The organism is Nesterenkonia populi, from assembly GCF_007994735.1.
Lineage (GTDB): Bacteria > Actinomycetota > Actinomycetes > Actinomycetales > Micrococcaceae > Nesterenkonia > Nesterenkonia populi.
Genome location: NZ_VOIL01000001.1, coordinates 1,739,916 through 1,763,515, shown reverse-complemented (window position 1 = coordinate 1,763,515; position 23,600 = coordinate 1,739,916). Strand labels below are relative to the sequence as shown.

General features: G+C 61.8%; 17 protein-coding genes. 9 read left to right on the top strand and 8 right to left on the bottom strand.

Annotated elements, in window-relative coordinates:
- Positions 1-21 precede the first annotated feature (21 nt).
- Positions 22-1,116, top strand: a complete 1,095-nt coding sequence (locus tag FWJ47_RS08090) for an S-(hydroxymethyl)mycothiol dehydrogenase (RefSeq protein ID WP_246126220.1) — start codon at positions 22-24, stop codon at positions 1,114-1,116.
- Positions 1,117-1,167: 51 nt separating this feature from the next.
- Complete coding sequence (locus tag FWJ47_RS08085) at positions 1,168-1,803, top strand: MBL fold metallo-hydrolase (protein WP_147106616.1); 636 nt, start codon at positions 1,168-1,170, stop codon at positions 1,801-1,803.
- Positions 1,804-1,874: 71 nt separating this feature from the next.
- On the opposite strand, the gene FWJ47_RS08080 is transcribed toward FWJ47_RS08085, so the two are convergent.
- From FWJ47_RS08080 to FWJ47_RS08070, 3 genes are all read right to left on the bottom strand, one after another.
- A complete protein-coding gene (locus FWJ47_RS08080; RefSeq protein WP_147106612.1) occupies positions 1,875-2,636 on the bottom strand; it encodes a lipoate--protein ligase family protein in 762 nt (253 codons plus the stop codon).
- A gap of 235 nt (positions 2,637-2,871) precedes the next feature.
- The gene (locus FWJ47_RS08075; protein ID WP_147106607.1) at positions 2,872-3,189 is read right to left on the bottom strand and encodes a metal-sensitive transcriptional regulator; all 318 of its coding nucleotides are present in this window, start codon (positions 3,187-3,189) and stop codon (positions 2,872-2,874) included.
- Positions 3,190-3,225: 36 nt separating this feature from the next.
- Positions 3,226-5,181: a heavy metal translocating P-type ATPase gene (locus FWJ47_RS08070; RefSeq protein WP_425466007.1), complete on the bottom strand. Its 1,956-nt coding sequence runs from the start codon at positions 5,179-5,181 to the stop codon at positions 3,226-3,228.
- 30 nt (positions 5,182-5,211) lie between these two features.
- Here FWJ47_RS08070 and FWJ47_RS12275 point away from each other — a divergent pair, with 30 nt between their 5' ends.
- Entirely contained in the window at positions 5,212-5,517 is a 306-nt protein-coding gene (locus tag FWJ47_RS12275; RefSeq protein ID WP_246126355.1) for a hypothetical protein, read from the top strand.
- Here the strand turns inward: FWJ47_RS12275 and FWJ47_RS08065 are convergent.
- The 3 genes from FWJ47_RS08065 to FWJ47_RS08055 are packed head-to-tail and all read right to left on the bottom strand — an operon-like array spanning position 5,499 to position 9,347.
- The gene (locus FWJ47_RS08065) at positions 5,499-8,165 is read right to left on the bottom strand and encodes a heavy metal translocating P-type ATPase (protein ID WP_246126218.1); all 2,667 of its coding nucleotides are present in this window, start codon (positions 8,163-8,165) and stop codon (positions 5,499-5,501) included. The two genes, FWJ47_RS12275 and FWJ47_RS08065, sit on opposite strands and share 19 nt — an antisense overlap.
- Entirely contained in the window at positions 8,155-9,132 is a 978-nt protein-coding gene (locus FWJ47_RS08060; protein ID WP_147106604.1) for a heavy-metal-associated domain-containing protein, read from the bottom strand. The genes FWJ47_RS08065 and FWJ47_RS08060 overlap by 11 nt, the downstream gene beginning before the upstream one ends.
- A 2-nt stretch (positions 9,133-9,134) precedes the next feature.
- Positions 9,135-9,347: a heavy-metal-associated domain-containing protein gene (locus FWJ47_RS08055; protein ID WP_147106600.1), complete on the bottom strand. Its 213-nt coding sequence runs from the start codon at positions 9,345-9,347 to the stop codon at positions 9,135-9,137.
- A gap of 369 nt (positions 9,348-9,716) precedes the next feature.
- Between FWJ47_RS08055 and FWJ47_RS08050 the strand changes: the two genes are divergently transcribed.
- The 4 genes from FWJ47_RS08050 (at position 9,717) to FWJ47_RS08035 (ending at position 15,216) form a co-directional block, all read left to right on the top strand.
- The gene (locus FWJ47_RS08050; protein WP_246126217.1) at positions 9,717-10,226 is read left to right on the top strand and encodes a TetR/AcrR family transcriptional regulator; all 510 of its coding nucleotides are present in this window, start codon (positions 9,717-9,719) and stop codon (positions 10,224-10,226) included.
- A 421-nt stretch (positions 10,227-10,647) separates the two neighbouring features.
- Complete coding sequence (locus FWJ47_RS08045) at positions 10,648-10,869, top strand: hypothetical protein (protein ID WP_147106592.1); 222 nt, start codon at positions 10,648-10,650, stop codon at positions 10,867-10,869.
- Positions 10,870-10,900: 31 nt separating this feature from the next.
- A complete protein-coding gene (locus tag FWJ47_RS08040; RefSeq protein ID WP_147106589.1) occupies positions 10,901-11,116 on the top strand; it encodes a ribbon-helix-helix domain-containing protein in 216 nt (71 codons plus the stop codon).
- Between the two features lie 284 nt (positions 11,117-11,400).
- A complete protein-coding gene (locus tag FWJ47_RS08035; RefSeq protein WP_147106586.1) occupies positions 11,401-15,216 on the top strand; it encodes a YobI family P-loop NTPase in 3,816 nt (1,271 codons plus the stop codon).
- Positions 15,217-15,261: 45 nt separating this feature from the next.
- Here FWJ47_RS08035 and mobF read toward each other — a convergent pair whose 3' ends face one another.
- A complete protein-coding gene (mobF, locus tag FWJ47_RS08030; protein ID WP_147109185.1) occupies positions 15,262-18,801 on the bottom strand; it encodes a MobF family relaxase in 3,540 nt (1,179 codons plus the stop codon).
- Positions 18,802-19,206: 405 nt separating this feature from the next.
- Between mobF and FWJ47_RS08025 the strand changes: the two genes are divergently transcribed.
- Together FWJ47_RS08025 and FWJ47_RS08020 are read left to right on the top strand one after the other, a co-directional pair.
- Positions 19,207-20,820 (top strand): ATP-dependent nuclease, encoded by a 1,614-nt coding sequence (locus FWJ47_RS08025; protein WP_211358989.1) that lies wholly within the window; start codon positions 19,207-19,209, stop codon positions 20,818-20,820.
- Entirely contained in the window at positions 20,817-22,475 is a 1,659-nt protein-coding gene (locus tag FWJ47_RS08020) for a UvrD-helicase domain-containing protein (RefSeq protein ID WP_147106580.1), read from the top strand. The genes FWJ47_RS08025 and FWJ47_RS08020 overlap by 4 nt, the downstream gene beginning before the upstream one ends.
- Before the next feature lie 358 nt (positions 22,476-22,833).
- Here the strand turns inward: FWJ47_RS08020 and FWJ47_RS08015 are convergent, their stop codons facing one another.
- Positions 22,834-23,367 (bottom strand): MFS transporter, encoded by a 534-nt coding sequence (locus FWJ47_RS08015; RefSeq protein ID WP_147106578.1) that lies wholly within the window; start codon positions 23,365-23,367, stop codon positions 22,834-22,836.
- Between the last annotated feature and the right edge of the window lie 233 nt (positions 23,368-23,600).

Genomic DNA, 23,600 nt, shown 5'->3' with positions numbered 1-23,600 from the left:
CCCGAGCCTCAGGAGATCACCGTGCCTCAGACCGTCAGCGCGATCGTCGCCCTCACGAAGAATGCCCCCGCCACAGTGGAGAGGATCGTGATCCCCGATCCTGGCCCCGGCGAAGTGGTCGTCGACGTCCTGACCTGCGGCGTCTGCCAGACCGACCAGCACTTCCAGCAGGGCGAGGTGGGGGACAACTTCCCGTACCTGCTGGGCCACGAGGCCACCGCGCGCGTCTCCGAGATCGGAGAGGGCGTGACCAGCGTGAAGGTCGGCGACAAGGTCATCCTGAACTGGCGCGCCGTCTGCGGCGAGTGCCGGGCCTGCAGGAAGGGTGAGCTGAAGTACTGCTTCGACACCCATAACGCCGAGCAGAGGATGACCCTGGAGGACGGCACCGAGCTGGAGGCCGCCCTGGGCATCGGCGCCTTCGCCGAGAAGACTCTGGTGGCCGCCGGGCAGTGCACCGTCATCGACGACGTCGAGGACTCCTCCAACGCTGCTGTGGGCCTGCTCGGATGCGGCGTGATGGCAGGCATCGGCGCGGCCATCAACACCGGCGAGGTCAAGCGCGGCGAGTCCGTGGCCGTCATCGGCGTCGGCGGTGTCGGCACTGCTGCCATCGCAGGTGCGAAGCTTGCCGGTGCCACGACCATCATTGCCGTGGACCTCGACCCCCGGAAGCTGGAGAAGGCACAGGAGCTCGGCGCCACCCACACCGTCAGCTCCCAGGAGTCCGACGCCGTGGAGGCCATCCGTGAGCTCACCGGCGGCTTCGGCGCCGACGTCGTCATCGACGCCGTGGGCATCCCCGCCACCTACAAGCAGGCCTTCTACGCCCGCGACCTGGCCGGCCGCGTGGTGCTCGTCGGCGTTCCTGACCCGTCCTTGACGATTGAGATGCCCCTGCAGGACTTCTTCAGCCGCGGAGGCTCCCTGAAGTCCTCCTGGTACGGCGACTGCCTGCCCTCACGGGATTTCCCGATGCTGGTGGACCTCTACCAGCAGGGCAAGCTGGACCTCGACGCCTTCGTCACCGAGCGGATCAGGCTCGAGGACGTGCAGGCAGCATTCGACACCATGAACCGCGGCGAAGTGCTGCGCTCCGTTGTCGAGATTGCCTGAGGACGACCGAGACAGATGCAGCACCGACACTGATACGAGAGGACAGACCCCATGAGCGCGCGCATTGAGCATCTGGAGACCTCCGGGACCTTCTCCCTGGACGGCGAGACCCACAACGTCGACAACAACGTGTGGATTATCGGCACCGAGGACGAGGTCATCGTCATCGACCCCGCCCATGATGCCGAGGACGTGGAGAAGCAGGTCGCCGGCCGGAAGGTGGCAGCGATCCTGCTGACCCACGCCCACGACGACCACGTCCGCCAGGTCAAGGACGTCCAGTCCCGCATCGGCGGTCAGATCCACCTGAACTGGGACGACAAGGTCCTGTGGGAGCAGGTCCATTCCGAGACTGAGCCGGAGGTGAAGGTCGCCGACGGTGACACCTTCACCATCGGCGGAGTGACCCTCACTGCGATCCACACGCCGGGCCACTCCCCCGGCTCCACCTGCTACTACGCTGAGGAGCTCGACGGCGGACCAGTGGTGTTCTCCGGCGACACCCTGTTCAGCGGCGGCCCCGGTGCGACCGGCCGCTCCTACAGCAGCTTCGAGACCATCGTGGAGTCCATCAGGACCCGCCTGTTCGAGCTGCCGGAGGAGACCAGGGTCAACACCGGCCACGGCCCCTCCACCACCATCGGCGCTGAGAAGCCCAACGTGGAGGAGGCCGCTGCGAACGCCTGAGCGTTCCACGGCTGAATAGTGCTCGAGCCCGGCGCCCTGAGGGGGCCGGGCTCGACTGTTTTCCAGGGGCCCTAGCCGGTGGGCTCGAGGAAGTCCCAGTAGGTGCCGTAGGTCTCCAGGATCGCCTGCTCGACGCCGTGGACTGTCAGCTCCGGGTTCAGCTCGTCCGCTGAGCCCGCCGTCAGCGGGTCCCATTCCAGGCCCAGGGCGTCGTAGACCTCGGCAAGCACCCGTCGGATCGCTGGGCCGTCCTCCACGACGATGGAGGTGGAGAACAGCCAGCCGCTGGCAACCTGCCGTTGGGCGGTGCCCACCAGTTTGATGCGCACGTCCGCCTCCTCAGGGTGGATGCCGTGGACCGAATGCTCCCCGTAGCAGTACTCCGCCGGCAGTGGGGCCATCACTGCGTCCAGGCCTGCCGACTGCAGGGCATCGGCGAAGAGCTCCCCGAAGGCGGCGAACCGGTCCTGGGACTCCCGGATGGGGTCGCTGTCCGGTTCAATGTGGTCGACCACCAGCGAGCCGGGGCCGTATGCGGCGGCTCGTCCCCCGGCTCGACGAACCAGCGGCTCGAACCCCAGGGCGCGGCAGCGTCGGGCAGCCTCGTCGAAGCCGGGGAGCTTCGCATCCCGCTGGCCGAAGGCGACGGTGGGCTGGGGCCGGTAGATCCGCAGCATCGGGCCCGCGCCCTCGTCCCTGGTGCTGTGGAGCAGGTCCAGGGCACGCTGCAGATCAGCGTCCGCGCCGAGCGTCTCTGTCTGGCGGATCAGCTGAAGCTGCGGGGCGGCAGGGGCCCGGCGCCGGGCAGCCCGGCTGGAGGTGGGCGCGCTCATGATGCAGAAGCGAGTGCAGTGGAGAAGTGTGCACGGCCTGCCGGATCACGGCCTCCCCGTGCCTTCTGCGTGCCACTCACGGAGAGGAGCAGGTCATGTCCGGCGGAGTGGTTCGGTTTCACGCGGTAGAACTCTACTTCCTCCGATGGACGGATTTCCACGAACCCTCGGCGTCAGCGGATAACGCTGCCTGACCACGACCTAACTTGCAGATTCGACCTGGGCGTTCCTGCAGCTAGGACTTCACCAAGCGGGCGATAGCGTCGGAGGCCTCTTTGATCTTCGCCTCCGCCTCAGCCCCACCGTCTTGGACGGCGCCGGTGACACAGTGGCTGAGGTGGTCATCCAGCAGGCCCAAGGCCACGTTGTTCAGGGCAGAGGTGATCGCGCTGATCTGGGTCAGTATGTCGATGCAGTAGGTGTCTTCGTCGATCATGCGGTGGATGCCGCGGGCCTGGCCTTCAATGCGCTTGAGGCGTGCAAGGTAGCGATCCTTGTCACTGATGTAGCCATGGGTTGCTGAAATCGACGGGTCGGGGCCCTGCGTGGTCATCGTCGTTCCTTTCTGATTCGTATGGCCCAGGCCGTTTCAGGAGCGGCCGAGGATTTTGGCAGTGCTTGCTTCCGGGGTGAGGTCGAGTCGTCGGAGCAGTTGGGCGTTGAGTGCGACGACGATGGTGGAGGCTGACATGAGGATTGCGCCGATGCTCATGGGCAGTACGAATCCGATGGGTGCCAGGATGCCTGCGGCCAGGGGGACTGCGGCGAGGTTGTATCCGGCGGCCCACCAGAGGTTCTGCTTCATCTTCTGGTAGCTGGCTTGGGAGAGTTCGAAGATTGATAGTACTGAGCGTGGGTCGGAGCTGGCGAGGATGACTCCTGCTGAGCTGATGGCTACATCGGTTCCTGCTCCGATGGCGATGCCGACATCGGCTTGGGCCAGGGCGGGGGCGTCGTTGACGCCGTCGCCGACCATCGCGGTCTTCTGTCCCTCAGTTTGGAGCTGGTGGACTTTGGCGGCTTTGTCCTCTGGGCGGACTCCGGCGAAGACCCGGTCGATGCCCAGCTCTGAGGCGACGGTGTCGGCGATGGCTTGGGCGTCTCCGGTGATCATGACCACCTGGACACCGTTGGTGTGCAGGGCTTCGACGGTGGCTTTGGACTCAGTCCGGATCTCATCGGCTAGGCGCAGTGCCCCGATGACCTCACCGTCGGCTAGGACGTGGAGGATGATCGCGCCCTCGTCCTTCCACTGATCGGCGATGGGCAGCTCCTCGGTCTTGTGCTGTTCCAGCAGGTAGGGGCCGCCGACCTCAACGACAATGTCGTATTCACCGTCGTTGATGGTGGCCTTGACCCCGACCGCTGGGGAGGAGGAGAAGTCTCGTGCTTGCGGAATCGACAGGGCTTGGGTGCTGGCGGCGCCGAGGATGGCTCGGGCCAGGGGGTGTTCGCTGTCGGACTCGGCGGCGGCCGCCCACGCCAGGATCTGGTCCTCGGTGTGGCCCTGGGCGGGCTCAACGCCGGTGACGGTGGGCTCGCCCTTGGTCAGGGTGCCGGTCTTATCGAAGAGGACCGCGTCCACGGTGCGCATCGATTCCAGTGCCAGCCGGTCTTTGATCAGCACTCCGCCGCGGGCGGCGCGTTCGGTGGCGATGGAGACCACCAGCGGGATCGCCAGGCCCAGGGCATGGGGACAGGCGATGACCAGGACGGTGATGGTCCGTACTACCGCGGCATCGGGCATGCCCAGCAGGCTCCAGGCCGCGGCGGTGATCAGCGCGGCGCCCAGCGCGAACCAGAACAGCCAGCCCGCGGCGGTGTCTGCGATCCGCTGGGCCCGGGAGGAGGAGGCCTGGGCATCTGCGACCAGGCGTTGGATCCCGGCCAGGGCGGTGTCATCACCGGTGGCGGTGATCTGTGCCCGGATGCCGGAGTCGGTGGCCACCGTGCCAGCGACGACCTGCTCGCCGGGGTCTCGGCGCACCGGCTGGGACTCACCGGTGACCATGGACTCATCCATGCTTGCCGAACCCTCGACGATCTGGGCATCAGCAGGCACCGATGCCCCGGGCCGGATGATCACCACATCACCGACCAGCAGCTCAGCCGGGGCGACTTTCTCCACGCCGTGATCGGTGACCTTCTCTGCCTCGTCCGGCAGCAGCGCGGCCAGCGAGTCCAGTGCTGAGGAGGTCTTGGCCAGGGAGCGCATCTCGATCCAGTGGCCCAGCAGCATGATGACCACCAGCAGCGCCAGCTCCCACCAGAAGTTCAGCTCATGATCCAGCAGATGCAGGCTCGCGCCCCAGGAGGCGATGAACGCCACGGTGATCGCCAGGCCGATCAGCAGCATCATCCCCGGCTTGCCGGAACGAATCTCGGAGGCCGCGCCGGTGAGGAAGGGCCACCCGCCCCAGAGGTAGATGACCGTGCCCAGCACCGGGGAGATCCACCAGACCCACCCCGCCTCGGGAAGAGGGTAGCCCAGCAGGTGAGCGAACATCTCGTTGAACCCCACCACCGGCACCGCCAGCACCAGCATGATCCAGAACAGCCGCCGAAACTGGCCCACATGATCACCATGACCCTCGTGCCCGCCGTGGCCGGAATGATCGTGCTGTGCGTGCCCCTCCTGATGCATGGCATGACCATGATGGCCCTGCGACCCAGCGGCGCCGTGCTCATGGCGCCCAGCGTGATCATGCTGATGGTCGGCATGCTCAGACCGATCGTTGTGCATCGTGTGCCCACCGCTGTGACTGTGTTCGTCGTTCATACCGGTCTCGTTGCTCCTGTTCGTTTGATCTGCCCTCGTTTGTTTCCCGCTTCTCGTAAAGGGGGAATCCGGCTCCCTGCCGATCAGGCGGCGATGATGTAGCGGTCCGGATCGGCGTCGAAGAGCGGGCCGCAGGCCGCGCAGCAGAACCAGTAACGCTCGCCGTTGTAGTCGCGGTAGAGACCTTCGTCCTCTGCCTGGGATTTGATCACGGGAGTACCGGCCATCACTAGGCACTCGGTGACGTCTGCGCTGTTCACGGCAGCGAGGTCCTCGGTCTTGGGTGCGTGGCCGCTGCAGCCGCCAGAAGCAGCCCCATGGCTGTGGTCGTGGTGGTTGTCGGTTTTGTGGTCGTGCGCAGTCATCTTCTGCAGTCCTTTCTTCTGTGGTGTTGACGACGAGGGGTCGGCGTTGACTGGCTGAGAAGTCGGCGCGGTCCTCGAGGGGTTTGGGGTGATGTGCTGGTTGGCTTTGGCCTTGAACCTGCGCAGCCGCAGGCTGTTCGTGACGACACTGACGCTGGAGAATGCCATCGCAGCTCCAGCCAGCATCGGATTGAGGAGGCCGAAAGCTGCGATGGGGATCGCAGTGGTGTTGTAGCCGAACGCCCAGAACAGGTTCTGCTTGATGGTGCGCAGCGTCTTGCGCGCCAGGCGGATCGCGTCGGCGGCGGCCCGCAGATCGCCGCGGACCAGGGTGATGTCAGCAGCTTCGATGGCGACGTCGGTGCCGGTCCCCATCGCCAGTCCCAGGTCGGACTGGGCCAGTGCTGGCGCGTCGTTGACACCGTCTCCGACCATCGCCACGACCTTGCCTTCCTCTTGGAGTCGGGTGACGACGTCGACCTTGTCCTTGGGCAGCACCTCGGCGATGACCCGGTCGATGCCGACCTCTGCGGCGACCTGCTCTGCAACGGCCTGGTTGTCACCGGTCAGCAGCACCGGTGACAGCCCCAGCTCCTTGAACTGGGCGATGGCCTGAGCGGAGGTGGGCTTGATCTGATCAGAGACAACCAGCACACCGCGTGCCTTGCCGTCCCAGCCGACGGCGATCGCAGTCCTGCCCTCGCGCTCAGCGGCCTCCTTTGCCGCTGTGAGGTTGTCGTCCAGGCGCATCGACCAGTCGGCCAGCAGCGTCTCACGACCAACGAGCACGGCGTGCCCCTCAATCACGCCCTGGACACCTTTGCCTTCGACGTTTTCGAAGGATTCCGGGGTGGGCAGTTCGCCGACCTGTGCGGCGGCCGCGGCGGCGATCGCCTGAGCAATGGGATGCTCAGAGTAGTCCTCCAGGCCACCAGCCAGACGAAGCAGCTCATCACGGCTCACGCCCTCACCGGTCAGGACATCCGTCAGGGTCATTTTCCCGGTGGTGACGGTGCCGGTCTTGTCGAGCACGATGGTGTCGACGTTGCGGGTCGATTCCAGGATCTCTGGACCCTTGATGAGCACGCCCATCTGGGCTCCGCGTCCGGTGCCGACCAGCAGCGCAGTGGGGGTGGCCAGACCGAGTGCGCAGGGGCAGGCGATGATCAGCACCGCAACCGTCGCGGTGGAGGCGGCACTGACCGGGAACCCGGCCATGAGCCACGCGCCCAAGGCCGCAACCGCGACCGCGATGGCCACAGGCACGAACACCGAGGAGACCCGGTCGGCCAGGCGCTGAATCTCGGCCTTGCCGGACTGGGCGTCTTCGACCATTTTGGCCATCTGCGCCAACTGGGTGTCCGAACCGACCCGGGTGGCCTTGACCACCAGACGGCCGCCGGCATTCACCGTGGCGCCCGTCACCGGGTCACCGACGGTAACCTCGACCGGGACCGACTCACCAGTGAGCATCGAGGCGTCGATCGCAGAGCGCCCCGAGGTGATCACCCCATCGGTGGCGATCTTCTCACCGGGTCGGACCACGAACTCGTCGCCCGCGGAAAGCTCGTCAGTGGAGACTCGGTGCTCAGTCTTCTCTCCCTGAGGGCCGTTGCGGAGGATCGTGACTTCCTTCGCACCCATCTCGAGCAGAGCGCGCAGGGCTGCTCCGGCAGTGCGTTTGGAGCGCTTCTCGAAGTAGCGGCCCAGCAGGATGAAGGTGATCACTCCGGCGCCGACCTCAAGATAGATATGCCCAAGCCCGTCGGAACGTGAAATCGTCAGCTCGAAGGGGTGGACCACACCCGGTTGGCCGGCGGTGCCGAAGAACAGCGCGATGATCGACCAGATCAGCGCAGAGACGGTGCCGACTGAGATCAGTGTGTCCATGGTGGCTGCACCGTGCTTGAGATTCGCCCAGGCGGCCTTGTGGAACGGCCACCCGGCCCACACCACCACCGGAGCCGCCAGCACCAGGGAGGCAAACCCCCAGTAGTCGAACTGCAGAGCCGGGATCATCGCCATCGCGATCACCGGCACAGAGAGGACGGCCGCGCCGATCAAGCGCTGTTTGAGCATTCGGAGCTCGGCATCTTCGAAGGACTCACCCTCACCAGCAGGGCCGCTGGAGGTGTTCCTGTCCGGAGACGGCAGCTCAGCGGTGTAGCCGGTCTTCTCGACCTCCGCGATCAGCAACTCCGGATCGTAGCCCTCGGGGGCGGTGACGCTTGCCTTCTCGGTGGCGTAGTTCACGCTCGCGTCGACACCGTGGAGTTTGTTGAGCTTCTTCTCGATCCGGTTCGCACATGAGGCACACGTCATCCCGCCGATCTTCAGCTCAACGCCGGTGAGAGTGACCTCGGTGCGGGTGCTCTCAGTGGTCATGATCATCTCCTTCTTCATCGCGCCCATCCCGGTCTTCTGTCTCCCCACCACCGGTGTCGGTGGTCGTGTCCATGACCAGCGACGCGGTATGGACTTCACCGTTGACCTGGAAGTCCAGGTACAGCAGATACCGACCGGGCGTCGGAGCAGCTGCCTCGAACACGATCTCCGGACCGGCGGTCTCGTCGCTGGCCGGAACATCGTCGTGGGGGTGGACGTGCAGATAAGCCAGATCGCCATCGCGCAGGGCGACCAGGTGCCCAAATGCACCGAGGTAGGGCTCAAGTTCGGCCACTGGCATGCCGTCGCGGCTGATGGTCATCGTCAGCTCCGTTGCCTCGCCCGCGATCAGGTCGCCTTCAACGACCACGTCGAATCCGTCCACCGTCGTCTCGGTGACTGGCTGATCAGCTGGTGCCGGGTCGTAATCACCGGCTACCTCCCTCGTCGCAGAAAGGGTCAGACCCTCCCCCGCCTGTTCCGGCAAGAAGTCGGCGAAGATCCGATAGGTACCTGCCGCATCCCATTCCCAGGGAGTCGACCAGGTGCCCGATTCATCACGTTCAGGGTGCACGTGCCGGAAGTGCTGCCCGTCGGAGCGCACCACAATCAGGTGCATCTCTTTCTCGTGATCGAGCTCATAACTGGTCACCGGCTCTCCGTCGGGTCCGGTCACCGCAAAGCTCAGCTCACCCTCAATGCCAATCTCCGTCGGGCTGCTGACCTCTGTGAGCTGGTAGCCGTCATGGGTCAAGCCGAGACCCGGAGGAGCCGAATCAGCCGCATGGCGCTCTTGGCCACCGCTGCTCATCTCACCGTCTCCTTGTCCGTCGTGATCATCTGGTGTCTCCTCCGTCCAGGCCTGCACGGTGTCTTCGTCGATGACTGTGTTCGCCGTGACACCAGACACAGCAAACACGGTCAGGAGAGTCAGCCCGTACAGGCCCAGCCGCGCGGGGGCCTTCATGCTCAGCTCCTCACGGCGGTGTAGCCAGCCTCATCGACGGCGGTGATCACCGCAGCATCATCGACAGACTGTTCGGCGGTCACCGCTAGTCGACCGGTCCGGGCACTGACTTCGATGCTGGTCACTCCGTCGATCTCGGAGAGCTCAGTGCGGACCGCGCGCTCGCAGTGTCCGCAGCTCATCCCGGTCACCTGAAATTCAGCTGTTGCTGCCATGACTCGAAACTCCTTCAACCATGTACGACTTACATGTCGAACATATACCCATAGGGGGTATGGGTCAACAGGAGTTCGCCATCGCATGGACGCACAGGATGCGGCTGGCCAAGACCTGCGAGAGCTTCGTGGAAACAATCTGAGACCGCCAGGTCAAGTGGCACGACCCTTAAGTCGATCATGTATGTACGAGATATAACAGATAAACTATCTCATACACTTGGATACGAGTTGATGAGGGGGTGTATTGCGATGGCCACAAGTGCAGGAGAAGGTGCCACTGCTCACAGGCCTGCGACCTCGGCGCGCGCCGCTAATCAGAGGGCTGACGCGCAACGGAACCGGGCCAAAATTCTGGCAGCGACAGTGATGGCAATCCGCAAGAACCCTGACGTCTCTGTTGCTGATATCGCCGCCGAGGCAGGGATGGGCCGCATGACGCTGTACGGGCATTTCCAGACTCGGGCAGAGCTGATCGAGGCCGCCTTGGTGGATAGTCTTGAACGTGCTGAAGAGGTGCTCAGTGAGATCCCCTTGGATGGCGACGCCCGTACGGCCTTCCAACGGCTGCTCGCATCCAGCTGGGTGTTCGTTGACCAGTCCCGGGCTCTGCTGGCCACGGCGCAGAAGGAGCTGTCCGCGGGCCGTATTCGTGAACTGCACGAGAAAGCCGAGGCGCGCATGCGCGGCCTACTGGTACGAGGCCAGCAAGAAGGCACTTTTCGCAACGATCTGCCGGTGAGCTGGCTGCTCACCACTACCCACGTGGTGCTCAATGGTGCCGCGGAGGAGATTCTCGCCGTTCGCCTTGACCCAGATGATGCCCCCCGTTTCATCGAGGCCACTCTCCTATCTGCCTTCGCAGCACAGGGTGAGTGAGGGCCCACTCGATGAGCTCACCCCCGACCTCGAAGTCACAACGAAAAAGGCCCGGATCTGCAGGTTTCTGCAGGTCGGCTGTAAAACTAGGAGATTCGCTCTAGAAGTCCCAGTTCTTGCCGGACGACTTGGACGAGGTTGAATCTCGCGGTTCCTGAGGGGGCACTGTTTGCTTGTGCCTCCTGTGTGCCACTCGTGGGAAGGAACAGCATCTGGCTGTCAGAGTGGAGTTCTATCACGCATTTGGAGTCTACTCCCCCAGTGAGCTGACTTCTATGAACTCAGCAAACGGCTTGTACCCCTCCCGGCATCCACGGTCTCCCCTTGGGAGAGCGTGGACGACATGTGCGGCATAGGAATCCGCGAAGTCCTCGGAATCTAGGGGGCTGGATCGGAGATGCCTTCATGCCAGGATATTGACGTGACAGAGGAACACAGGATGACTGTGGACGGCGAGACGTTCTCCATCCGTCGTCGCAGTCCGAACACCTACTCCTACGAGTGGATCTCCGGGCGAAATCCTGAGTACGGCTTCGAGATAGGTGCCTCTTCAACACAGGAGTTCGACGACGATATGCACGAAGAGGCGATCCGTCGATTCCTGGCAGAGATCAATCCTCAAACGGGATACCTGGCCGACTGACAGGACAACAGCATGGCCCTACAGTAGCTATATGGCAACGTTGCAAGTCTCGGTTCCTGATGAGCTCCATGCCTACATCGACCGTCGCACAGTCCACGGCGACTATGCCTCCGCCGAGGAGTACCTCATCGAGTTGGTGCGGAAGGACCGCGAACGATACGAGAGCCACCACCGAGCCCTTCGCCAGAAGGTTCTGGACGGTATGGACTCCGGTCCTGGTACGCCATGGTCAGACGGGGCAGAGTGATTGGGATGACTGCATCATCCTTTGCCACGAACACAGGTACACGCTGACCTGGGATACCGGGTATCCACCGTGAGCCAAATCGTGACTGAACTCAATGAGGCCGGCACCAGCGACAGGGTGGTCGTCGCCGACAAGTCTCACGTCACCTATCTCAAGATCGTGCGAATAGTGCACTTGGTTGCAATGGGGTCGCAACCCAGCAACCGTGATCACTACTGGAACACGCCAGGAGCTGGCGTCGACTTTGTCCCGAAGGCACCTACCCCCTCAGCCATACTTGAATAATGATGAGGAATGGCGCGAACACCCCGGATGAAGAGTCCTCAAGGGATACCTCAGTAGATCATGCACGCCAGCAAGAAGCTGTGGCGCACCCCAAGAAGGCTGAGCTTCGATCACTCGCTCCCGCATATGACAAGGAAAAACACGCCTCCTACGTCGAGCACCTTGAGGCCGCAGTTCGCGATCCGAGAAACAAAAATATCGCGCTGACCGGTCGTTACGGTTCTGGAAAGTCCAGCATTTTAGACCGTTTCATTGAAAACCAAGAGGCAGCTAACGAGGAAAACCCAGAAACGAGCTCCCACCAGCCTCAGAAAATTCTGCGCATCAGTATCAATACTCTCGGAAATGACGACGATGAGCACCTGGCGAATCGGATTCAAAAGGAGCTTGTCAAACAACTCGTGTATCGTGCCGCGCCTGGTGAGATCAAGCATTCGCGCTTCGCTCGCACAAGAGAGCTGACGCCACAACGCGCCGTCGGCGAGGCATTTGTGGTCACGATCATTCTCTGCGGGACTCTCTGGCTCTTCGGCCTCAGGCCAGAATCGGGTGTATTTGGCGATGCCGATGAACTCTGGTCCATGCTCATGTTCGCACTAATCGTTCTCGCTGCTACTTCGGCTGGACGCTGGGTGCTTGGCAACCGCGGTGTCTCCCAGTTCTCCACGAGTGGCACTTCCATCTCATTCGATAAGAAAACAGACTCATACTTCGATGAGTACCTGGACGAAATCATGGCGTTCTTCGAGGAGACAGAACCTGACATAGTAGTTTTCGAGGACCTTGATCGATTCGATGAGCCACAGATTTTCGACTCGCTACGTGAGCTGAATACTCTGATTAACACTTCCGCCCATTGGATGAAGCGGAAAGATCGTCCACTCAGATTCGTCTATGCAATCAAGGACAGTCTCTTCGAGCGCCTCGGCAAAGACCAGCAAACAGGAGGTGACGAAACTGAAGAACCCAGTGACGAAGACAACTCAAGAGCGACGTCTAGGGCACCTGAGTCCGATGGTTCGCTGACTGTCAACGATAAGGCCAGGAGCGCTGTCGAGCGGGCCAACAGGACTAAGTTTTTCGAGATCGTCATTCCAGTTGTTCCCTTTCTATCTCATAGCAATGCTCGAGACTTGCTCAGTAAAGAGTTGAAGAAGAGCCTCCCCGAGAACACCTCGATCAGCCGCGAACTCTTGGACCTGGTCGCTCGTAATGCCACGGACATGCGTCTGCTGATCAATATCTGCAATGAGTTCGTGGTCTTCGCTCAACGACTTCTGTGGGTTGAAAGACCAGCGCCTGGTATGGAACCAGACGACCTATTCGCTCTTGTCGTCTACAAGAACTTCCACCCGGCAGACTTCGAAGCACTCCCCCACCGAGGAAGTGCCCTGGATGTGCTGGAAGGGAAGCGTCAAGAATTGGTCCGCTTCTCAATTGACACGCTGCAGAACCGTAGACGTGATCTACATCGCGTCAATGAGCTTCAACACAAGCAGGACACCATTGCTGACAATCTAGGTGAACGGCTCAAGGCACTGCTTTCAGTCATGCCAGGCGAGCTTCAACAGCTCGTAATCGGCGAGCAGAGCTATAAGATCGCAGATGCACAGCGCCGAGGCTTCTGGGAAAGGGCCGCCCAAGCTCAGGCGCTGTCAGCGGAGTTCCAAGTTCCCCAGCGCGGCTTCTCAGGGGCAACAGTCAAAAAAACCGTCGATCTGGAGTCAGCACATCTAAAGACCTTGTTCCCAGATGGTTTAGATCCAAACCAGTGGCGCGAACCCGAGCCTGAGGAACTCCATAGACAGCGCGCACAGATCGATGCCGATATAGCTGAATTGCGTGGTGCCGACTATAAGGCCTTAGCGCAAGACCCACGGTTCACGTTTGAAGAGTCAACTTTTGACAGACACATTGAACGGACCCTGCACTCGGACCTTGCACGTCAGCTCGTGCGACGAGGCTTCATAAACCGTTACTACGCCGAATACTCGGCAACCTTCTACGGTGACTTCCTTGGTGTAGACGTCGCAAATTTCTTCCGAAACAGCGTCTGGCCGAACGAAATGCTCGTGGATTTCGAGTTCACAACTCCAGACGCGGTATCAAATGTGCTTCAGCAAGCACCGGAAGGCTTTGCCAGCTCACGCAGCGCACTCAACGTTCAAGTTGTGAACTACATGCTCGAAAACGAACCTGCATTAGCACGGGACCTATCGGCATTCGTCGCCGCTGAACAAGGGGACGACCCTCGCGTCTTCCTGAAGGCCTTCTTCAATGAACCATCAGTCCGGAAAACTGACCTGGTCTGTTTCCTGGCAGAACATCCATGGCGTGGCTTGTTTGATCGATTAGCCCTACCGGACACTGTCTCTGATGAAGAGACCCGGTCCTCTCTCCTTGATGCAGCTTTACGGAACGCGAGAGATGCTGCTTCTTACAGATTCGGCACCCAAGTGACAGACCTGATCGCGGAACGCCACTCCACACTTACAGCATTCACTAAAGAACACGGGCCCAAGAGAACGAACGTCATGTTCTCCATTACGAAAACCCTTGACTTACGCGTGCCGGCTTTGGAACCCATAGCCAAGGGGCTGCGTAAGCTCCTAATTGATGAACACCTGTATGTCCTCACTGCCGAAAACCTGCGAGTTGCTCTGAGTCTCAATAACAACGATCCGGTGGCCCTGGACGAGGTGCGCATCAGCGATCCAGTCTGGCAGCGCATCCAGCAAGATCCTGACACATACTTCGGGGTGGTGGAGGAAGACCCCGTGACCCCGTACGTTGTGCAGTCTGCAGAAACGTTGCATGAGGTCCTCATCGACCAGCATGAGGGATGGTCGAGTGACCAGATCAACACGGTACTGCGGAGTAGCGCTCCGGAGGCGACGTTGCCAACTATTAGTAAGCTGCCAGAGGCAACCTGGCCTAGCGTTGCGGCTGCACGACGCATGAGCCCCAGCCCCGCCAACTTGCTCACCTACTCGAATGAACGTGGATTCGATAGGAATCTCGCACAAGTCCTTCTAGCAGGCGAAGACGACCTTCCCGTTGAAATGGAGAACTTGGAGGCTACGGACGCAGAGCTCTTACAGGAGCTCCTAGTCCTCATACTGAACGCAGCTACGTTCCTCAGTCCTAAAGTTCGTGTCTCACTGGCTCTACAAATCATTCCGGAACCCCAGCCTGATGAACTCCCCGTGGCCGAGGTCGAACCGCAAGAGGACGATCTTCTAGCTGAACTCTTAGAGGCAGGCCTCGTTCCCGACACCGCTGAAACATTCGAACACTTCGCCACAGCAGGATGGGGTGCAGTAGCTAGAGCTTTCGAAGTGTCTGAGAAAGCGGCCGAATTTCTCTCCCCGGAGCTTGTTGGCGGTCATGCTGCGGAGTTACTCCGCAAACCTCGCGTGCCGGTCAAAACTAAGATGAGGATCCTGAACGAGCTAAAAACCTTTGTGGAAGATGACGACTCGGAGGGCCTCAAGGAAGCTGGAGGCCTTGCACATGCGAAGGAGATGTCGCTTCCTCTGGCGGAAGTGGAACGGATCGCACCGTATGCTTCGGAGGCACAGCACGTCGTATGGCAACTCGCTCAGTTGGGTCAGGAAATCAGCAGCGACGATGTCATACGGATTCTTGGGAAACTAGACGACGGGTTCGAGGGCTTCAATCAAGCTTCCGGGCATGAATTTGATGTGCCCCGGACCGAGTCCATCACCTCCCTTCTCGAGCGACTAAGAAATGAGGGACTCGTGGAGCTGCCTCGAGGCGGTAAACGTCATCGTAAGAAGGTGAAATTGGTCTAGAGGGACAGAGTCAAAAAGGAACGTTCCTGTGCGCCGCGGGCCCGGTCATAGGTTGCGGCCCGCTGCGGAGCGGTCCACAGTCTGCCGTCGGGGCTCCTGGCCGGGGCTGGTCAGTTGCTGGGCTTGGTGGAGTGCGGTGCGGGCTCTGGCGTGGTCGATCTTCTGCGCAATGGTCTCCGGTTCGGTACCCAGGGGGTGGGTGCTGGTGATCTGGTATCGGTCGCGGTAGGCAGCCACGGTGCGGGCCACTCGATGCCACTGCCGCTGCCCCCGCGCGTCCTTAGGCGGGTCGCCGAGCTGTTTGACCCACGGTTCGCCGGCTTGGAGCGCGGTGTCCAGGATGGTGGTGGCGCGGGTTTCGATGAGGTCGCGGCGGTCTTCCAACGCCTGCCGCATCTGCTGATCCATCGGCCCCTCAGCGGCTGGGGTCAGTCCGACGATCAAGCGAGGTGGTTTACGGGTGCGGCCTGATCCTGCCGGGCGTGCAGTGGCCCTAGCCACCCGGTGGTGAAGCACCGCAGCAACATTCTCGGCATCCTCCAATCCCTTGGCTTTCACCAGCCGTGGGAGCAGGGTTTCGGGGTTATGGTGGTTGGCTTCCGCACGGCGTAGCTCGGCGGCCAGTGGGCCGAAGGCCTCGGAGGTGATCGCTTCATCGGCTTGTTCGGGGGTGAGTCCGCTGGTGCGGATGAGGCTGGCCCATCGGTCGTGTTGTGCTGCGGCGGCGATTGTCTCGTACTCGGCCGCCAGTTGAGCGATCGACCCCCAGGTCTCTTGCTCGGCGGTGATCGTCTCGTGTGCCGACAGCTCAGCACCGGAGTGTTGGAGCACTCTGTAGAGCACTGTCCGGGCGGTGGCATCAGGATTCGTCCCCGGGTGAGGTGCGGCGTGTTCATCAGGTTGGTCGAGGACGACGTAGGCACGGTTGGCTTCTCGGCCTCGGGTCATGGCGACATAGAAGTTTTCCCGGGTCGTGGTCGGCTCCACCAGCACATGGGAGGTATCGGTGGTGAGTCCTTGTGCTCGGTGGGCGGTGACGGCGTACCCCAGGTCCAGGTGCTCGGCGACGTAGGAGGCGGGCAGCACGATTGCCCCACCGAACCTGCGGCCGTGTTTGCGCACAGTGGCCGAGCCGTCGCCGCGGATGTCGCTGATCGTCCAGGTGTCTCCGTTGCGGACCCAGTCACGTCCTGTGCGCAGCCTTCGGTCATTGCGTCTGGTGATCACCGTGTCGCCGACACCGGCCTGGGTGCCCTCGTTGAGTGTGATTTCGGGGCCGGGTTTCAGGGTGCCATCCAGGATCAGGTCGGCTCGGGCGCGGGCATTGAGCATCGCCACCTGTTCCCGAGTCTCGGCGACCAGTACCGAAGACTTACCTGCGTGCCGGTCGGTACGCCATGCGGTGTAGGCAGCATCGGCCATCGCTTCTGCGTCGCCTTCGCTGATCCGGTCGTGGTCCAGGTAGGTATCAATCACCTTGGTCTGCCCGTGCCGTAGCGCAAGGCAGGCGGTCTTCTCCCAGGGGTGGGTAAATCGGTGGACATCGACCAGCTCAGGAGTGTCGTCGCGGTCGTTGACCAGCAGGGAGAACGCTCCACCAGCATCGACGGATTGCAGCTGCCCGTAGTCACCGACCAGCAGCACTTTTGCCCCGGTCTCTGCGGCGTGGGCTGTGATCCTGTCCAGGGTCAGTGTTCCGGCTAGGGATGCTTCGTCGATGATCACCAACTGGCCTGCATGGAAGGACTCACCGTGACGGGTGTGGTTGTCCCACCACTTCGCCGTGTTCTCTGTAGCGATTCCCAGGTCTTCGGCCAGCACCCGGGCGGCCACAGCTGAGGGCGCGAGGCCAACTACGGAGTCTTTGCCGTGCTCGGTCTCCCAGGCTTGGCGGAGGGCACCTAGGGCGGTGGTCTTGCCTGCCCCGGCAGGCCCGACCAACACATCCAGCACCCGCCCGGAGACCGCCACCCTCGCCAGAGCATCCGCCTGATCTGGTCCGAGCCGACGCCCCTGACGATCAGGACCATTGGTGATCTTCTCCACCGTGGCCATGTCCACTGTCGGGCCGGTGAGGGTGCGTGCCCGTTCTAGGAGGCGGTCTTCTGCGGCCAGGAGGTCTTCGGAGGAGAAGACAGTGGAATGTTTCGGTCGGAAGACGCTGGTGCCGTCGTCTCGGCGGAACACCACCGGCGAGACTGCCAGCTCGGGCGGGGTGAGACGCAGGGAGGCGTTCTCGGCGGCGTCAGTGATCATGCCCAGGATGGCGTGGCGATCTTCGGTGCTGGCAAACCGTAGTCCCATGGTCTGTCGGGAGGCTTCGGCGTAGAGGTTCCAGCGCCGCCAGGTCGAACGCTTCTCACCGACCACCGCCACCACAGATTCACCCAGCTGGCTGACGGCATCCAGGGACACATCGTCAGCCCGCAGCAACTGAGGTGCAGGGTTGTGGTGGGCGGTCCTGGAGGCCCAGGCGGTGGCGTCCTCACCCAACACACTGGCCGCCCGGGCACGCCAGTCATCGGTCAGCTCGGCAAGGGAGCGGACCTGTTTCTCTGGCCGGGTGCTCAGGGTGGCTTGGGCGCGCAGCTTCATGATCGTCGCCGGAGCAGGCCGCCTACCGTGCTCGGTGACGTAGTTCTCGATGAGTCGGTCGGTCTCGGCGTCGATATGCCTACTGCGGGTCGAGAACTCACCCACGAGGTCTTCGGGGACGCTGGTGATGGCCCAAGAGGGGTTACGGTCCCGGCCCATGTCCCGTGACTCCCACGCGACTCCGAGCATCCGGCTCAGGTGATCGGCGAAGATCGCCTCATGCATCTCCGACAAGGCAACCACAGAGGCGTGCAGGGGTCGTCCGTCGAGGGAGCGCCACTTCCCATCCAGCACCGTCTGGACCTTATTGGAAACCACCACATGGGTATGCAAATGCGGGTCGCCAGCCCGGGAGTCGTAGTGGTCATAGGCAGTGGCAATCAGTCCGGCGACATCGACCTGTGCAACTGCCCCATCCCCTGCGGTTGCGCCCGTGCGGGTAGCTGCAACCTCTGACTCCATAAATGCAACCACCTCTGCAACCGCAGCATGATGAGCCTGAGCGATCAACGCCTGAGTCCCAGCATCAACCACCGCCCACAACACCGAGGCAGACTTCGGCACCGAGAACGTGAAATCGAAACCCGCCACCGCACGCCGGCCCTTGCGAGCGGCTTCCTCGGCCTCAATCCCCGCTACCGCCTCACCCCTGGCAGCCGGACCCAAACCCGGGTCCAAGCCGGCGATGCGAGCCTCGATCCTCTGGCTGGTGGACTTGTACTGCGGATACGCCGTCCCCAAAGGTTCACCGGTGACCGGGTCACGGCCCATCCCCACCAGCAGCTGAAGCTGCGCCTCAGAGACCTCATCACCGACACCGATCCGCCCATCCCCCAGCCCACGCACTCCGGCACCCAGCCACCGACCCGGCGGAGTACCTTCCTCCGCGTAATACCGAGTCAACGGCGTAGACAACGACCGGTCACCATCCCCCGCAACCACGGTACGCAGCAAGTACTTGTACCCATCACCAGCGGACATCACCCGCATAGAAACAGTCACACCAATCAGGTGAGCACTGACCCACGACCCGCCCTTACTCCAGGCGAGGGCAGAGTTCCTGTCAAGGGCGGGTTCTGCATCGAATCACAGCGTGCCCAGCCTGATGCCTACCCGCAGCAGATGGTCGTCCCAGTCCCCTCACGAGTGCGAAGACGCTCCTAGCGGAGACCGCGCGCGACCTATGGGATGAATCAGCGATCAGCCCGAGGTAGGGAACCTTGGCACGGGATTCGCACCCAGATCAAAACAGGACCGCACCGGACGAAAGGCAACGGTATCAACTAGAGACATTGTGGGTCAGGTGCCGTCGTTCGTTCAGTACGATTGCCAGAACAGAATGGAACTGGGAGAGCTGGGCCGCAGCTCCCACACATGAGGGGCGAGGATATGCGATTGTCCAAAGTAGAGATCAGCAATCACAGTCGGATCCAGGATCTGAACCTTGCACTACGTCGGCATGCCGTCGTCGTCGGCGCGAACGACGTCGGCAAGTCATCGATCCTGCGCCTGCTGAATCTGCTTTTAGGAACGAGCACCGCTGGGCTCTACCAGGCTCTCAAGCCCAGCGACCTGCGTGACCGCGAGCAGCCCCTCGTAGTTAACGCATGGTGGTCCGATTTCACAGAGACAAACCGTCGCCCCTTCCCCTCAGAGATCAGCATCGCTGAGGACGAGGTGACGGAGTATCTTTGGGTCCAAATGGTCGTGGAAGCAGATCCCGAAGACGAGGAGACCGTTACCATCCGCCGTTGGTTCCCCGAGAGCGGGCACGAACGAGCGCCCAACCGTGAGCAACTCGAGGAGTTTGGTTGGCGCTACCTGCGGGCGACGCGTGGCACGGCCATGATGGAAGGCGCGCATAGTCCAGTACGTAGCCTCCTGGCGGCCGCAGACCTCGGCTCAAACGAGGACGGGCTGAAGAAGCTGCTTGACCAGTTCAACGATGAACTTGCCGGCAACGAGTCAGTTGGCGATCTGCTTGGTCAGGTCGCCGACCATCTCAGTCGCTCAATGCCGCGGAGGGTATCCCACAATGATTTCTCGGTCAGGAGCGTGACGGATCCTTCCAGTGACGTCCTCCAGGACGTAACGATTTTCCTCAACCGTGGCGACGAGCAGGTCTTGTTGACAGAGCAGTCGGATGGTGTTCGCCAGCTTATGTCCATGACACTTTTCGACCTGGCCGAAGGCACTGCAAACGTGCTCGCCATTGACGAACCGGAGATCCACCTGCATCCGACAAGCCAACGAACAGCAGCGGATTTGTTGAGCGGGGACGGAAACCAGAAAATTATCGTCACCCATTCGCCGTACATCCTTCACCGCTTCGAACCCTCTGAGGTGATCGCGGTGGACCGCCACGGGGAATGCCATCAGATCGGCGAAGCGAAGCTGTCGAAGGTGGAAAAAGTACGAGCCCACTGGTGGTCTCCCCGACTGCTGGAGGCCCTAACTGCGCGGTTCGTCATCCTAGTCGAAGGCGATGCAGACCGGGTTATCGTGGCGGCCGTGGCTGAGAATCTTGGAATCGATCTCGACCGCCTCGGCGCGGTGGTCGTCGAGCTGGACGGCGCCGACAAGTTCAGGAACGTCTTCCCGCTCTTAGGCCCAGACGGCTTTGGGCCTACACTCCTCGGCTTGGTCGACATGAGCGAGAGCGGATCCTGGGTGAATGCGTTCAAAGGCAAGCGCGACACCATTGTCGATAAGAAGGTGTTCATATCCGACGCCGACCTCGAAGACGAATACACGCGCGCTCTTGGTGGTTCTGCAGCGGCGAAGGCGCTTATCGACGGTGGATTCTGCCGAGAGCAGGGCATACTCCAGGCCACGGGCGTCGCCGCGATCGAGGAAATCACGCCTGAGGCTGTTGCGAAGTTCTGTCGCGACAAAGGTAAGGTCGACGCGGCGTCGTGCATCGCCGAGGTGCTCACACCGGAAACGGCCGGCAGGATCGGCAGCGTGACCCGCCTGGTGCGCGCCGTGGATGAATTGAGCCGGCAGTGAGTGAGTTTTCTCTGAGTAAGGAGCAGCTTGAAGCTGCAACCTCGGATGAGGACAACTTGCTGATCATTGCCCCTCCAGGTTGCGGCAAGACTGAGCTATTGGCACACCGAGCGGCTCATCAGATCAACTCTCTAGAGCCGAACCAGCGCGTGCTCGCCCTCACCTTCACGAAGCGCGCCCGCTCGAACCTTGAAGAACGGTTGCGTTCCGTAGTGGGTCACGCGCGAGCTCGACGCCAGATCCTCGTCCGTAACCTCCACGGTTTTGCAACCGAGATTGTTCTCGCCCATGGCAGGACTATTGGACTAAACATGGAGAGCCTCAAAATACCGAAGAGTAGCACCATGCGGAAGGCCATGGAGGCTGCTGGCGGCGGCACCCATATATACGACGCCGAACGCCTATTGAGCGATATCAAGCGACACCCACTCTCCGACTCCGAAGTTCGGACAGCCATCCGGCAGCGTACTGATGGGCCGATAGGCACGCTTGCAGAGGAAGTAGAGCGTTCGCGCCAAGACGCCAATCAGCTCCACTACGACGATCTTCTCCGGCACGCGCAATGCCTTCTCCGGCTCCCCGCGGTTGCGCGGCTTTACCAGGCACACTTCGGGGCAGTGCTGGTAGACGAGTTCCAGGATCTCTCCATGCAACAGCTCGACCTCGCCATGTTGAGTTGCACTTCAAGGCGAACGTTCGCCGGCGACCCGCTCCAGGGGATCTACTCATGGGCGGGAGCCGCGCCCACTGAGGTAGAGGCAGAAGTGCGTAAGACCTGCGGTACGCCGATCCGGTTGCACGAGTCTTATCGCTCTTCACCCAAAGTTCTAGCAGCCGTGAACTCAGTAAGCGAAGAGGTCGATCCGGGCTCCAGCCTGGTCTCCGCACAGCCGGAGCAATGGCCTGGCGGAGGCTGCTCTGCAGCGCTGGTATTTCCGGACCGCGCTTCGGAAGCGGAACAGCTGAAGCGCCTTGTAGGCGCTATCATGCGGCATAATCCCAGTGCCTCCGTAGGCATCATCACCCGTGTATTTTGGCGTAGATCCGATATTGACTCTGTTCTCGCGGGCGAGAAAGCGTTCCCCGTGCGTCGTTGGGACCTTGCGATCGACGATCCCTGGATCGTTGCTCTCATACAGTCAACGGTTGCCACACTCCCACGCGCTGCAACAATCGCCGATGCCAGACTCGCGGTACTCAACGCCGTCGACCCGGCTGATGTCGACGCCCGGGAACTCCTCGACAGCGCCTTCGACACACTAGAGGAGAGCGATGCCGCAACTGCACGGGCCGCGGTGCGGTCCATTCGAGTTTCAGACCCCAAGCAGACGATCGGTCCGGGCGTCCACCTACTGAATGCTCATACGGGTAAAGGCCAGCAGTTCGACTGGGTATTCGCCATCGGCCTGGAAGAAGGACATCTGCCGCTCACGCGAAACAACCACGGTAAACCCCTTTCCGAGGAACAGCGGGTGCTCTTGGTAATGCTCTCCAGAGCACGACATGGCTTGATCGTAACGAGAACAGCAATGGCAGACGGGCCCTACGGGCCATACACAGCAACCGAGAGCCGGTGGTGGAAGGGAATCCAAGCTGAGTTCTCATCGCTCGAACAAATCGATACCCACTTGCAGACGAACGTAGCGAAATCCTGACGAGGTGAAGCCATGCTGGGGTACCGCCTCTCGATGGTCGGGTAGGCATCGAATCACCCGGGCGGCCCAGCGTCGCCCTCGATCTGCAAGAGGCGTGATCCCTCGAAGGCGGCGATGCGAGGGATCAGATGGGGCATCGGCGGCGTAGACAGCGAGCTTGCTGGTGAGTTGCGATGCACAGGCTTCGTGGCATCGCATTCCAGCTAGGGTGCTAGGGGCTGCCGGGGTTCTATGCGGATCGGCTGTAAGTTTCAAGCATCTCCGTAACAGTGATCGCGCTCGGATCGATTTGACCATCATGTCATCGGCGCCAGATCTTTTCTCGGAATACCGCTATCACGATATATGTGATCGAGCCTCACCGGACCGGTCGTCGTTCAGGGTGACGCAGGGAGGTTGTTACGGCGACGAGCGTGGCACAGACGGCTGCGGTAATCCAGGCGTGCCGAGGACTGCTTATAGTCGAAACGAGCAGGATGCTCGCGGTACCGATGGCGGTGCCGAGTTGTGCGGCGGAATTGATGAGCCCGGCAGCAGTGGCCTTGAACGACTCCATAAGGTGCGTGCCCATGTCGGTGGCTGCTACTGAGCCGATACCGATCCCTAGCCCGCACAGTCCAGCAGCTGTCGCGATACCAGCCACGCTGGGCCAGGTCGCCATCATCGCGTTGCCGGAGGCGACCACGGTCAGACCCAGACCCAGGCTGCGTCGCCAGCCAATGGCACCAATGAGCCATGAGGCTGTGGTGGAGCCAGCGACCACGAGCAGACTGAAACTCACTAAGGTTCCGGCCGCTTCCATGGGCGAGAACTCCCGTTGTTGTTGAAGATAGAGGATTGCCACCCTGATGGTCGAGGTGGTGGTTGCCGTGTTCGTGAATGACCCGAACACTCCCCACCTCAGGGGCGTCGAACCCCGCGCCGTCTTCGGTATCAATGGCGTGTGCGCTCTGTGGTCGATGACCCACAAGCCGATACAGGTGGCCACACCTACGCCAACCATGAGGAAACCCACGGGGCTAGTCCGCCTTCTGCGAAGGCGGACGGACCGCCGACAAGTCTCATCGCTGCGATGGTGAGAAGCCCTGCCGTGAGCCACGGGATGGTGACAGCTTGATTGGCCCG